Annotated in this window: 10 protein-coding genes; all 10 read left to right on the top strand. The window is 46.4% G+C overall.

Going from position 1 to position 13,969, the window contains the following annotated elements:
* Positions 1-8 precede the first annotated feature (8 nt).
* The 10 genes from ACVA54_RS14765 (at position 9) to ACVA54_RS14720 (ending at position 13,954) form a co-directional block, all read left to right on the top strand.
* On the top strand, positions 9-578 hold the full coding sequence (locus ACVA54_RS14765; RefSeq protein WP_119464577.1) for a type II secretion system protein: 570 nt from the start codon (positions 9-11) through the stop codon (positions 576-578).
* Complete coding sequence (locus tag ACVA54_RS14760; protein WP_446617630.1) at positions 578-1,309, top strand: PilW family protein; 732 nt, start codon at positions 578-580, stop codon at positions 1,307-1,309. The genes ACVA54_RS14765 and ACVA54_RS14760 overlap by 1 nt, the downstream gene beginning before the upstream one ends.
* Positions 1,299-1,733: an MSHA biogenesis protein MshP gene (locus ACVA54_RS14755; protein WP_446596785.1), complete on the top strand. Its 435-nt coding sequence runs from the start codon at positions 1,299-1,301 to the stop codon at positions 1,731-1,733. The genes ACVA54_RS14760 and ACVA54_RS14755 overlap by 11 nt, the downstream gene beginning before the upstream one ends.
* Positions 1,734-1,738: 5 nt before the next feature.
* Positions 1,739-5,290 (top strand): DUF6701 domain-containing protein, encoded by a 3,552-nt coding sequence (locus ACVA54_RS14750; RefSeq protein ID WP_446649712.1) that lies wholly within the window; start codon positions 1,739-1,741, stop codon positions 5,288-5,290.
* Positions 5,291-5,442: 152 nt separating this feature from the next.
* Entirely contained in the window at positions 5,443-6,486 is a 1,044-nt protein-coding gene (locus ACVA54_RS14745) for a rod shape-determining protein (protein ID WP_099080126.1), read from the top strand.
* Positions 6,487-6,633: 147 nt separating this feature from the next.
* Positions 6,634-7,524, top strand: a complete 891-nt coding sequence (mreC, locus tag ACVA54_RS14740) for a rod shape-determining protein MreC (protein WP_099080127.1) — start codon at positions 6,634-6,636, stop codon at positions 7,522-7,524.
* Entirely contained in the window at positions 7,514-8,002 is a 489-nt protein-coding gene (mreD, locus tag ACVA54_RS14735) for a rod shape-determining protein MreD (RefSeq protein ID WP_099080128.1), read from the top strand. Before mreC ends, mreD begins: the two co-directional genes overlap by 11 nt.
* Positions 8,003-8,006: 4 nt before the next feature.
* Entirely contained in the window at positions 8,007-8,576 is a 570-nt protein-coding gene (locus ACVA54_RS14730; RefSeq protein WP_099080129.1) for a Maf family protein, read from the top strand.
* Positions 8,577-8,594: 18 nt separating this feature from the next.
* Entirely contained in the window at positions 8,595-10,064 is a 1,470-nt protein-coding gene (rng, locus tag ACVA54_RS14725) for a ribonuclease G (protein ID WP_099080130.1), read from the top strand.
* Positions 10,065-10,075: 11 nt separating this feature from the next.
* Entirely contained in the window at positions 10,076-13,954 is a 3,879-nt protein-coding gene (locus ACVA54_RS14720) for a YhdP family protein (RefSeq protein ID WP_446649711.1), read from the top strand.
* Positions 13,955-13,969: the final 15 nt, after the last annotated feature.

Raw genomic sequence — 13,969 nt, 5'->3', positions numbered from 1 at the left:
GGCTAAGCATGAAGAGCCAAGGCGGCATGACCTTGATTGAAATGGTGATCGCCATCGTGCTGATGGGCATCGCGATGATCGCTTACACCTCCTTCTTGGTACCGCAACTGCGCGATTCCGCGACACCACACTACCAGGCCCGCGCGGCGGCATTGGCACAAGGTGTTATGTCTCAGATCTTAGCGCGTGGCTTTGATAATCATAGCGATTTTGATGGTGGTTTAATTCGTTGTAGTGAAAACGGTGCGCCGAGCTGTACTGCGCCGGATGACTTAGGGCCGGATAGCGGGGAAACGCTGCCAAGCCACTTTAATGATGCGGATGACTATATCGGCTGTTGGAGCACGCCAATCACAGCCAGCCAATGTATTGGCGAGAGTCGCGGTAACATTAGCGATGTCTTAGGTGAAGACAGCAAAGACAGCTATCGTAATTTCCGTGTCGAAGTGGCGGTTGCTTACGATGACCTCACAGGCACTCCGCCTAATGGCGTAACGAACTACAAAAAAGTGACGGTGACGATATTCTCCAGTAACACGCAGCCGCTATCGCTGAGCGGGATTAGAGGAAACTACTGATGAACGCACGTGGTTTTACTTTAATTGAAATGATCGCCACGATTGTGATCGGCAGCTTTATTATGCTCGGCATTGCCGGCTATGTGCAGTTAGGCATGAAAGGCTATGCCGATTCAATAGATCGCCAACGTTTACAAACTCAAGCCCAATTTGTGTTGGAAAAGATGTCGCGTGAGATTCGTCATGCGGTGCCCAACAGTTTTTATGAACCTAACGGTACCACCAACTGTTTAGCGTTTGTCCCTATCGAGTATTCTGGTTTTTACACTCTGAATGGTCAGGACTTGGAATTCTTATTAGGTAATGATACGGCGCGAACGGTAATGCCTAAAGACAGTTGGTTGGTCATTAATCCAAGCCGTTATGACGATCTGTTGCCATCTTCACCGCAGAGCTATTCTGTAAGTCTACTTTCCAAAGACGATGGGGGGTTTAAGGTAAATGGCGCTGCTGACAGCATTGATAGCTCCTCTATCTCGAGCCGTCATTATGTTTATCAGGAGAACGCACAGATAACCTACTGCTTGGACAACAATCAGGTGACTCGCCAAGATGCGGCGTTTCCAGATCCGGTGATCGTCGCTGAAAATGTCGATACTGCGGCAAGTCGAATGTATTACAAAGAACCAACGCTCCAACGTGGTGGTTTAGTACACATCAATCTCGAGTTTGTCCAAGATGGCGAGCGCAGTGTTTACCAACAAGACGTGCAGGTGCTCAATGTTCCATAGCAGAAAACAACAAGGCAATGTCTTAATCGTTGTGTTGTTCGTCATTATTGTGATGGGCTTCTTGGCTTCGTCATTAATGCGTGTGAATTGGTCCAACCAAAGCACACTCACGCGAGAATTTTTAGGAACCAAAGCGTGGTTTATTGCCCAATCTGCCAATGAGTGGGCACTGACTCAGCTTTACCCATTAAATACCCCAAAGCCCGATGTTGCTAGGTTATGTTTAAGCCAAGTCAGTGGCGCAACGCCGAATGTGACACAGGGAACGGGGTGTCAGCTAAAAACGATGACATGTTCAACGATCGGTACCTTTAATCCAGGTACTTCTGAAGCAGAATCCCTCTTTAAGGTACAAGCGACAGCGATTTGTGGCTCCGGGGTGATACAGGTACAGCGCCAGCAAGAGATATGGGTTAGGGAGTAAAAATAATGAAAAAGTTGTTCAAAGTCGTCACGCTGATGTTGTTAGTTAGTGCATCTAGCTTAACGTATGGGCAGCCATCTCTAGGAATATGTGAAATTCAAACGAATAGTCAGTTTTCAGTTGGCTTTACTGTGACCGGAAGTGATGCGTTCCAAGCCGTGTACTTTGAGCACAGTGGGAACCATGCTGATGAGGTTGTTTGGTATACACAAAGCAAGAAAAGTGACACTGATAGTAAGATATACCACTTTAATGAACAGCACCTGACAAGTGGTCAAGTCTATGAAATAAAAATATTTCATGATGCGAAGAGCAATAACCTATCAAAGTACTATCGACGAATTCAGGGTCAATCTCGCTGGCAATTGATTGGTACGATGAATAAGGCGATGAAGCACGGTAAGTTAAGTGTTTATACAAATGGTACAGATATCTCTGGGGGACATTGTGACCCTAATGCCACCGAACCTCCTCTAACGGATCTGCCTGATTACGTCTGTGAAGTATTTCCAGAGCCAATCCAAGGATGGAGAGGTTCGACAAGCACTCTAAATATCTCCAACGATAGCGCTCGAGCCTTAGGGTGGTCTGAAGAATATAAGACTTACCCTGATAATATCTATCGTTATCAACAAAGTGGGTCTAGTAGCCGTGCTTGGGACAATATTCGAGTGGGTTTCGATATCGGTACTGAGCCTTGGCCGCTATACGAGAACCCTGCAGTGGAAATCTGTGATGGCTTAGGATGTTTTCCTAAAAATGGACGTTCAGCTTCTGACCAGACTGCTGGCGATGATGGGCTTACCGAAGCGAGAAAAGTGAAAGCGCCAGCAGAGTTTACCCCAAACTTTGGTCACTTTGACTTACACGTCAGCTCTGACCTTATAGGGAGCGGCGATCAAGCTCGACCTGAAATAGAGTCGATTTGTGATGATAATCCGGATATTTGTCGTTATGAGTACTATGGTGATAATCGGCTTAAAGTCAACGTTCTGAGCAGTTTAAGTCGTTTGGAGATCAATAATCCAGGTGATAATCCGTTATTTGACGAACTGACGATTGAGCTTGCTAATGGCATACAAATTGGGGAATTAGAAATATCAAATGGTCGTAATGTTGTATTTAAAACATTAGATAATTCAGCGATCACTCTAGGTACATGGAAAGAGAACACGGGAGATACCAAGTACTCATTTGGTCTGAACTCCATAATAAATATATCCTCATCATTTGTTATGAGCAATCCTATGGATCTTGCGAATAACAATAGTGTTTTGTTTTACGCGCCGACAGCAAGCGTTCGCTTTCAAACCAAAACTAATGAGTTCTATGGCTACATTTTGGCGAAGGAAGTGAAATTTGAGAACCCGATAACGATTTATGGTGCTGTTACGTCTCAAGATTTAACGATGAGAAACCGTGTCGTGATTCAAAAACCGAATTACTCCTGTCCTTTTACCCCAATTGAGGATGGAAATTTTTTTGTAGAGCCTCAATGGCAATATGGTTTGACCTGTGATCGAATTCCTATCGAATTTAAACTGCTAGATGAGCAAGGTGAATATATTGAATCCAATGCGAGTTTCTATCCTACCGTCAGTGGCGATCAAGGTACTTCATGGTGTGAGTCTGCGGTAGTCGCTGATTGTGGCGTGACGAGTGCAAACTTGAGCAGTGGACGCAAAACCTTGTATCTATCAACCACCGACATTGGCAAGTTGCAAATTGGAGCGACTTATGAGTCAAAGCCGTATTCTGGGGGGGAAGTGGAGTTTGTTCCCTATAAGCTTCATGCTCAACTGAGCCCTGTTGAAATGATTGCTGGGCGAGCTGTCAATGTTGAAGTGAAAGCCTTGGCTTGCCGTGGTGAACAGGCAACGGCAATAAAGGGTTATAACCAAAATATTGTACTGAGTGAGGATAGCTTCAACTTAAAGAGTCCTGCTAGCGGGAAGTTATACGACTTTGATTCTTCAGACTTGCTCTTTAAGAATGGTGTCGCATCGACCGTCGTGTCTTGGAGTGATGTAGGGCATGCGCGTGTCGCGTTTGAAGATAAGGCCTTCGACTGTCGTCAATACCAAGAGGCTGAAGATAGTGGTATTTATTGCCCTATTGATGGTGGCGTGTTGAAAGGTGAGTTCAGTATTAAGTCTCGCCCTTGGAAAATCGCGGCTTGTAATATCATGGCCACAAAAGATGGAAAACACAATCCTGCCAGTCAAGTAGGCGGTGAGGGCTTTATCCCATCATCAGAAAGCTTTAGTGTGACGTATAAGCCTGTTGTTCATAGTGACGGCAAAGGTAATGCAAACACTGTTTGTGATTATCCTGTCACACAAAACTATTTTTCGGATGCAGATGTCAGTGCGCCATTGAATACGGAGTTTTCAGTCGCGTATCCATCAACAGGAGATATCGCCAATTTAGCTGGTGGGCAGCACTTAGCTTTCAGTAAGGAAGAGGCAAAATCAGGAAAGGCGGTTGAATACGTTTGGAATGAAGTGGGGTCGTTGAACTTAAAAACAAAAACGACTTATCTTGAAATGTCGTTAGATGAAGATAATGCCACGATTGGGCGCTTTTACCCGAAATACTTCCAAGTGAAAGGCAGTGCTTGGATTTACCCTGACGGTCAAAACTTTGCTTATATGGGGCAGCCTTTTGATGGCGTTTCGTACTCTGTTGAGGCATTGAACGCTAATGAAGGTTCACTAAAAAACTATGCGCTCTTTGAGTCTGCGAATCAAGCGATGTTTAACATTGATGAGCTAAGTCCATTAAGTGAACGGTTCGATGCGCCGGACTCTACAGCACGCTGGGGGTTGGTAGATAAATCCCAAAGTATTGGTGATTTCACGATAAGTGGTAATTCGCTTTGCGGGGTGGATTCTGCAAATAGAAAGCAAGGTAGCGCATGTTGGATTAAAGACTTCTCTAAGATCCACGAGCCTAAAGGATATGCTGATGGGCCATACAACACGAATACTGGCGGAGACGCCTCCCACATTGGATTGGTGTACGGGAATAATGCCGATCCAGCTTCATATTTGAATGAGGGGGAGATCCGTGATTCGAGGTTAATTAAGCAACCCGATATCCGCTTTGGTCGAGTTAACTTATCTGATGCGGGCGAAAAACAAGGCACAGATACGGTGATTCACATTCCACTTCGAATCGAGTATTGGAATGGTAGTCGATTCACTCTCAATTTAGATGATAGCCAGACTCGTGTTCTCGGCGATAAAGCGAAACAAGTGCACATGTGGCCAACGGGAGACGATGTTAAGCAGGCTGATGTTGAATTAAGCGCGGGTGGTCAGGTTATTTCTGGGCGTTCGCGTTCTATCGAAGCGCAACAGGTGGAGTCAAACCGCCAACAGACTCGTGTGTGGCTTAATCTCGATCTAAGTGGTAACGACTTACCATGGCTCAAATACAACTGGGATAAAGAGCAAGCCGGAGAGGAGAACCCATCGTCAGTGGTTACCTTTGGTATTCACCGTGGCAATGACCGCGTGATTTATCGTGGTGAACCGGGTATAACCGGACAATGACCATCGTCGGTTTCTTGCGTTAAGTAAGGAAACTGCAAGAAATTGAGGCTTTCTGCTCATGTTTATGTACCAATGCCTTGCTGTGACAGCGAGGCATTGGTACATTTAGGGCAATTTTTGTCTTCTAAATTTTTGCAGGATGAGCGAAGCACATGTTTAAAAAACTTCGTGGCATGTTTTCTAACGACCTATCTATCGATTTAGGTACTGCCAACACTCTAATTTACGTAAAAGGACAGGGCATCGTTCTTGATGAACCTTCTGTCGTTGCTATTCGCCAAGATCGTGCAGGTTCTGCAAAAAGCGTTGCTGCAGTTGGTCATGCCGCAAAGCAGATGCTTGGTCGTACACCGGGCAATATCTCCGCTATCCGTCCAATGAAAGATGGCGTAATTGCTGACTTTTACGTGACTGAAAAAATGCTACAGCACTTCATTAAGCAAGTGCATGACAACAGCATTCTTAAACCAAGCCCACGTGTACTCGTTTGTGTTCCTTGTGGTTCGACTCAAGTTGAGCGTCGTGCCATCCGTGAATCGGCATTAGGTGCTGGTGCACGTGAAGTTTACCTTATCGATGAACCAATGGCGGCTGCAATCGGTGCGGGCTTGCGCGTTTCAGAACCAACTGGTTCAATGGTGGTCGATATCGGCGGTGGTACGACTGAAGTTGCGGTTATCTCACTAAACGGTGTGGTTTACTCATCTTCGGTACGTATCGGTGGTGACCGATTCGATGAATCGGTGATCAATTACGTTCGTCGTAACTACGGCAGCTTGATTGGTGAAGCAACCGCTGAAAAGATCAAACATGAGATCGGTTCTGCGTACCCAGGTGATGAAGTGCGTGAAATCGAAGTTCGCGGTCGTAACCTTGCTGAAGGTGTGCCTCGTAGCTTTAGCCTTAACTCAAACGAAATCCTAGAAGCGCTGCAAGAGCCGCTGTCTGGTATCGTTTCGGCGGTAATGGTTGCACTGGAACAGTGCCCGCCAGAGCTAGCGTCTGATATCTCAGAAAACGGTATGGTACTGACCGGTGGTGGTGCACTACTGAAAGACCTTGACCGTCTATTGATGGAAGAAACCGGCATTCCAGTGGTTATTGCTGAAGACCCACTAACGTGTGTGGCTCGTGGTGGCGGTAAAGCGCTAGAAATGATCGACATGCACGGTGGCGATCTATTCTCTGAAGAATAAAGTGTCCGGCGAAGCCTAATTTTGGCTTCGCCTTCATTTCCGCTCTCTGTAATTTCAATCTGCTCCATTCCTGGTTCGGGTTAAGCCGTATCACCAGGTTGCCAAGTAAGGCTCAATAATCATGGAAGCAATCAGGTCAAAAACAAGATGAAACCGATTTTTGGCAGAGGTCTGTCTCTGCAATTGCGTCTGTTTTTTGCTGTCATCGTGTCGGCAAGCTTAATGCTGGCGGATAGTCGTCTAGATACGTTTTCCAACGTCCGATACCTATTGAACAGTATGGTTGCGCCTATTCAGTACGCAGCAAACTTGCCTCGTAGCATGTTTGATGGTCTATTCGAGCGTCTTAATTCTCACCAAGCTTTGATTGAAGACAACCGTAACTTGAAGCGAGAAGTACTTCGCCTCAAAAGTGAGCTCGTCTTGCTTAGCCAATACAAAGAAGAAAACCAACGTCTGCGTAAATTACTTGGTTCTTCGTTTGTCCGCGATGAAAAGAAAGTCGTCACTGAGGTGATGGCGGTTGATACCTCGCCATATCGTCACCAAGTGGTGATTGATAAAGGTCGTATCGATGGCGTTTACGTTGGTCAGCCCGTGATTAACGAGAAAGGCATTGTTGGTCAGGTCACGTTTGTTGCCGCACATAACGCGCGGGTACTGTTGTTAACAGACGCGAAGAATGCGATCCCGGTACAGGTGATCCGCAATGATATCCGCGTTATCGCATCGGGTAACGGCGAAGTGGACGAGATCCAACTTGAGCATATTCCAACCAGTACCGATATCCAAGTCGGTGATTTGTTGGTGACCTCTGGTCTTGGGGGGATTTACCCAGAAGGGTATCCGGTCGCCAATGTCACATCTGTGGCTCATGATCCGCGCCAAGAATTTGCCTCGATCAAAGCTGAGCCGGTGGTGGAGTTTGATCGTTTGAGATATCTACTGTTGATCTGGCCGAATGAAGATCGCCAGCACAAAGTATTGCAGTCCAATGTGGAAGAAGGTTCAGAGCAAGAGGTAACCGATGGCCAATAGTGTATTTCGAAGCCGAATGGTCATCGGCGTCAGCTTCTTTGTTGCGTTAGTTCTACAGACGATTCCATGGCCGGGTGTATTAGACCTACTGCGCCCATCATGGTTATTCCTCGTCACCTGTTACTGGGTATTAGCATTGCCGCACCGCGTCAATGTTGGGACCGCCTTGGTGCTTGGTCTGCTATGGGATATTTTGATTGGCTCGACCTTGGGTATACGAGGGATGATGATGTCGATCGTTATCTACTTGGTTGCGCTCAACTTTTTGGTGATCCGTAACATGGCATTGTGGCAACAGTCGACACTGATTGCCTTTTTAACTGTGCTATTGGAACTTCTGATATTCTGTGGTGAATATTTGAATCAGGACGTAGTATTTAACCCATTATCTCTGTGGACGGCTGCAATAAACTGTATACTTTGGCCATGGATGTTTTTACTAATGCGACGCGTCCGTCGCGCATGGCACGTAAGGTAGCGTTGTGAAAAAGGGCTTTCCCCTCGTTCTCGCCTCGGGTTCTCCGAGAAGAAAAGAGCTGCTTGCTCAACTCGGTTACGAATTTGATATTGTGCTTCCTGATATAGAGGAAGCAAAACAAGACCACGAGCAAGCACAAGACTATGTGTTGCGTCTCTCTCTGGAAAAGGCTCAAACAGGCTTAGCAATGGCTAAGCCTGATTCTGTTGTATTGGGCTCAGATACCATTGTGGTATGCGATAATCAAGTATTAGAAAAACCCAAAAGTTTTGAAGATTCAAAGCGTATGCTCAACAACTTATCTGGTCGTCAGCATCAAGTGATGACCGCTGTGAGCATTGTTTCATCGGAACAACAACACTCAGTGGTCGTTATCACTGACGTGTGGTTCAAACCACTGTCTGAAGAAGAAATCGAACAATATTGGCACTCAGGTGAACCATGCGATAAAGCTGGAAGTTATGGTATTCAAGGGCTCGGAGGACGTTTTGTCACCCGAATAGAAGGCAGTTATCATGCCGTAGTAGGCTTACCTTTGTTCGAAACCGATCAGCTAATTCAAGAATTTTTATAATTGTTTTGAGGTGTGCACATGAGTGCAGAATTGCTGCTAAACGTGACCCCGAGTGAAACTCGCGTGGCCATGATTGAAGGTGGAGTACTACAAGAAGTTCATATTGAACGAGAAGCGCGTCGCGGCATCGTCGGTAATATTTATAAAGGTAAAGTGAGCCGGGTATTGCCAGGCATGCAAGCGGCGTTTATTGATATCGGTCTGGATAAAGCGGCGTTTTTGCACGCGTCAGATATAGTGCCACATACTGAATGTGTGGCAGAAAACGAAAAACAGCAATTTCAGGTACGCGATATTTCTGAATTGGTTCGCCAGGGCCAAGATATTGTGGTGCAAGTGGTGAAAGATCCGCTAGGCACAAAAGGCGCTCGCCTAACAACCGACATCACTCTTCCATCACGTTATCTTGTTTTTATGCCTGGCTCGAGCCATGTGGGCGTATCTCAACGCATTGAAAGTGAGAGTGAACGTGAACGCCTAAAGAAAGTGGTAAACCACTATTGTGATGAGAATGGTGGCTTTATCATTCGTACCGCTGCAGAGGGTGCTGATGAGAAAGAACTCTCTCAAGACGCGGCATTTTTGAAGCGTTTGTGGCTGAAAGTCATGGAGCGTCGTTCCAAATACAAAACGCGTTCAACGCTGTACGGTGAACTGGGCTTGGCGCAGCGTATTCTGCGCGATTTTGTTGGCACTGAACTGGACAAAATCATGGTCGACTCTCGTCTCGAGTACGAAAACCTCAAAGAGTTTACCTCTGAATATGTTCCAGAGCTGACCGATAAGCTTGAGCTGTACGAGGGTGACAAGCCGATCTTTGACATGTACGACACCGAGAATGAAATCCAACGTTCTCTGGAGCGTAAGGTTGAGCTCAAATCGGGTGGTTACCTGATCATCGATCAGACCGAAGCGATGACCACGGTAGACATTAATACGGGCGCGTTTGTTGGTCGCCGTAACCTTGAAGAGACCATCTTCAACACCAACGTTGAAGCGACTCTGGCGATCGCACGTCAACTGCGTTTGCGTAATCTTGGCGGTATCATCATTATCGACTTTATCGATATGGCATCAGAAGAACATCGTAAGCGTGTACTTACTTCTCTAGAAGGCGCACTGTCAAAAGACCGAGTGAAAACCAACATCAATGGTTTTACTCAGCTAGGGTTAGTCGAGATGACTCGCAAGCGCACACGAGAAAGTATTGAACATATTCTATGTTCTGGCTGCCCTACTTGTGAAGGACGTGGCAGCGTGAAAACGGTCGAAACCGTGTGTTACGAGATCCTACGTGAAATCACCCGAGTGAACCGTGCGTACGATGCGGACAACTTTGTTGTGTATGCATCGCCATTTGTCGCGGAAGCGTTGCTAGGTGATGAATCCCACGCGCTAGCGGAACTCGAAGTATTTATTGGAAAGCAAGTTCGTATTCAAGCTGAACCCCTGTACATTCAGGAGCAGTTTGACGTCGTGATGATGTAATTGGAAAATTTGTGAATTCTGGTTTTAAGCGTTTCGGGCGTTTCTGCACGTGGAGTTTGATCACCATATTGGTTCTACTGGCCATACTGGTAACGACACTGCGCGTCGCATTGCCACAACTTAACCATTTCCAAGATGAGATCAAAACCTGGGTCAAACAAGGCACAGGTTTTGACTTTTCTATCGCCAGCGTTGCTGGTTCTTGGCGTAATAACCATCCTTCAATCTCGTTGCAAGGTTTAGAGGCTAATCTGCCGAATAATCAAGATGCACGGTTTGCTGTCGACGAGATCCATATTGAATTTGATTTAATTCAGTCACTGTTCAGCCTGAAACCTGTGGTGGCCGATCTAACTATTGATGATTTGGCATTGGATATCCGAACACTTGATATTCTTGCCAAACCAAACAAGAGTAACAAGTCTACCAACGTAAATAAAAGCGAAACTAAGCTGATTGATCAACTTGACTCGTTACTCTTACGTCAGTTTGAAGACTTTACCATCACCGACTCACGCATTTGGTATCAGTCTGTTTCTGGTGAAACTCGCCGTTTAGATATCGAGCAACTACGCTGGAGTAATCGAGGTAAGCAGCACTTAGCGGAAGGTACGGTCAGCATCGCTGATGTCAGCCTCAACTCTTTGTTAGTGAGTGCAAACTTTAAAGATTACGGATCGTTGCTTGACGTGTCGGGTGAGTTTTATGTTAGCGCTCAAGACTTGTCTGTGACGCCGTGGTTAACCACCTATATGAAGGACGCTTCTGGCATAGAGTCCGGTCGCGTGAGTTTAAATACCTGGCTGACGTTAAAGCACAGTCAACCAAATTACGCATACGTTGAGCTGCGTCCTTCAGAGTTAGTCTGGAATGAAAATGGCCGTCACGAACTACTGTTAGAGTCTGGTATTTTTATACTTTCTCCGGACAAGCAAGGTTGGAAAGTTAATGGTCACTCACTGCAAATTCGTACGGATGACCGTCCTTGGCCTGAACTGGATGTGGCGTTTGATTGGCAACCTGACGGATGGTTGCTAAACCTCTCTCTGCTTGACATTGAAGCACTGACTCCATTAATCAAGTTAGCGCCACAGTCGGAATCCACTAGCGAACTACTCAATAAATTAGCACCAAAAGGGCGAGTGGAAGATATTCGTTTGTCGATGAACGGCAGTGTAGATACATTGCGCTATTCGGTCGAGCTTGACCAGCTAGGCATGGCTCAGTGGGAGCTGCTGCCGGGCTTTCATCATGTGCAGGGGACACTGTTTGGTGACTTAAAGCAGGCCAAGGCCCACATCACAGTGATTGATGATGTCTTCCCGTATGGCGATGTATTCCAAGCGCCATTGAATATCAAACAAGGTGAAGTGGACATCATTTGGCAGCAAGATGAAAACGGTTGGCGTCTATGGTCAGACAAAGTGACCGCCGCAACGCCTGATTTGCAGGTGCTTGGTGCGTTTCGTTTGGATTTTCCGCAAGATCAAAGTCCATTTCTATCGTTTTATGCCGAAGCGGATCTCTACAATGCGGGTGGAACGTGGCGGTATTTACCGACTCCAGCGCTGGGACAAGATCTGACAGACTACCTTTCAACGGCGATTCAAGGTGGCAAAGTTAATACTGCGAAGCTACTTTGGTATGGTGAATTGGGTGACTTTCCGTACAAAGAACATAATGGCATGTTCCAAGCTTGGGTGGGACTGAAAAACGCCAAATTCAGCTTTGATACCGCGTGGCCGACCATTACTGATCTGCAGCTGGACTTGCTGTTCGAAAACGATGCGATGTATTTGGACTCGAAATCTGCAACCCTAAATGGCGTAAAAGCGAAACGCATTACAGGTCGTATTCCTGATCTTGCAGAAGGTGGTCATATTGAAATCGAAGCCAAAGCAAGCGCGCTAGGTAATGAAGTTCGCGATTACATGATGGCGACGCCATTGGTTGACTCTGTTGGTGCTGCGTTGACTGCGCTGAAAGTGAGTGGGCCTGTGTACTCCGAATTCCAGCTTAATATCCCTTTTGATTCAGACAAAGACGCAAGAGTGTGGGGCTATGCGGATTTAAACAACAACCAAGTCTATATCGATGCCCCGCCGATGACGTTAGAAAACGCGACTGGACGAGTCACCTTCGATAACGATATCGTGATGGCCTCAGGCCTTTCTGCTGAGCTCCTGAAGCAGCCGATCTCGCTAGACTTTCGTGGTGAAAATGCCGAGCAAGGCTATGACGTGGCGATCAATACCCTTGGAGACTGGGAGGTTGGACCGCTTAAACCTTATTTAGGTGACCGTTGGTTGAGTTTAGTCTCTGGTCATGCACCGTGGCAGATGGATATTGACTTACAGCTTAACGACGTAGGCTTCACTTACCAAGTGGATGTGTTAGCACAGTTGAGCCAACTGATGAGTGATTACCCCTATCCGTTAGGCAGAAAACGTGGTGAGGAAGGCCAAGCCAAGTTACAGGCGTTAGGCAATCAACAAGGCATTTCTGCGCGGCTGCAAATTCCCAATGCGAAGTACCAGACTGAAATCGATATTTCTGGTGATGTGCCAGTATTGACGGCGACAAATCTTGTGATTGGCAATGGTGGATTCAAAGTCAATCCGGTCGTTGGGCATGATGCTTCAATTCGTTTGAATGAGCTCAGCCTTGAACAATGGATTGATCTGATGAATGTGCCGACGAGTAACACAGAATCTGTCCTATCGAGCATGAAGACGCCGACGATTCCGTTGCCAACCCGCGTTGAGATGGATGTAAAAAACCTTCAATTCGGTGGTATTGAGTTTCACGATGTGAATCTGAATGCCCGTAAGAAAAACTTGAGCTGGCAGTTTGACGTCGATAGTCAGGAGATTAAAGGTAAAGCGAACTATCTTAAGCCTTACGACTTGTCGGTTTCTCTTGAGCGGCTGCACTTGTACATCCCTGGCTTTGATCAGATTACCGAAGAGAGGAATTCTCTGTTTGCCAGTGAAGATCAAGCTGCGCCATTGATTTCAGATTTTGACCGCCAGCTCCATAGTGAGATGCCAAATGTCGTCTTGAATATTGATGATTTCTGGTTGCAAGGCTACAAGGTTGGTCAGGTGAATGTGGACTTACAGCGTCGAAATAATCGTTTGGAGTGGAAAAACGTCACTTTCAGTAGCGGTCAAAGCCGCGTTGATATGAATGGCTGGTGGGAGTTAACCAAAGCGCGCAGTCACTCAAATCTAACCATCAAACTGCAAGGTGAAAACAACAGCGATTTGATGGAGCGTTTCGGCATTACCTCTGGCATTCAGCGAGCGCCATTTGATATCAATGCGAACTTGGAATGGGATGGTGCACCATGGTCGATGAAAACACAAAGTTTGCAAGGAAACGTATCGACTGAATTTGGCAAAGGGGTGATCAGCGAAGTGAGCGGTGCTGCGCGACTGCTTGGTTTGTTCAGTCTGGACTCCATCATTCGCAAAATGCAGCTCGATTTCACCGATGTGTTCGATAAAGGCATGGCATTTAACTCCATCACTGGTAGTGGCAAGATCCAAGATGGCGTGTTTGTCACCAATGACATTGTCATGGATGCACTGGCTGGAGAGATGCAAATCCGAGGTATGGCCGATATTAATGCTCGTTTGGTGGATGCAGAAGTGAATTTTACGCCAGATATTACCTCTGGTTTACCAATGTTGACGGCATTTGCGGTTGCACCTCAAACCGCGCTGTATGTGTTGGCGATCTCGACCGTGATCTCTCCGGTCGTGGAAGTTTTCACCCAAGTTAACTACGAAGTAAAAGGCCGGCTTGATTCGCCAACGGTAAAAGAGATATCACGTAGTAAAGGTGAATACACATTGCCAGAAAAATTGCGTGATGAAGCGAAATAATCACGCAGTTAGTTT

This window comes from Vibrio sp. PNB23_22_6, from assembly GCF_052877535.1.
Note: the sequence above shows the minus strand (reverse complement) of the source record. Positions and strands in the feature narration are given on the sequence as shown.

Excerpts from the sequence above, each read along its gene's own strand:
- ACVA54_RS14765 (WP_119464577.1), top strand. The coding sequence starts at position 9 with ATGAAGAGCCAAGGCGGCATGACCTTGATTGAAATGGTGATCGCCATC.
- ACVA54_RS14760 (WP_446617630.1), top strand. The coding sequence starts at position 578 with ATGAACGCACGTGGTTTTACTTTAATTGAAATGATCGCCACGATTGTG.
- ACVA54_RS14755 (WP_446596785.1), top strand. The coding sequence starts at position 1,299 with ATGTTCCATAGCAGAAAACAACAAGGCAATGTCTTAATCGTTGTGTTG.
- ACVA54_RS14750 (WP_446649712.1), top strand. The coding sequence starts at position 1,739 with ATGAAAAAGTTGTTCAAAGTCGTCACGCTGATGTTGTTAGTTAGTGCA.
- ACVA54_RS14745 (WP_099080126.1), top strand. The coding sequence starts at position 5,443 with ATGTTTAAAAAACTTCGTGGCATGTTTTCTAACGACCTATCTATCGAT.
- mreC (WP_099080127.1), top strand. The coding sequence starts at position 6,634 with ATGAAACCGATTTTTGGCAGAGGTCTGTCTCTGCAATTGCGTCTGTTT.
- mreD (WP_099080128.1), top strand. The coding sequence starts at position 7,514 with ATGGCCAATAGTGTATTTCGAAGCCGAATGGTCATCGGCGTCAGCTTC.
- rng (WP_099080130.1), top strand. The coding sequence starts at position 8,595 with ATGAGTGCAGAATTGCTGCTAAACGTGACCCCGAGTGAAACTCGCGTG.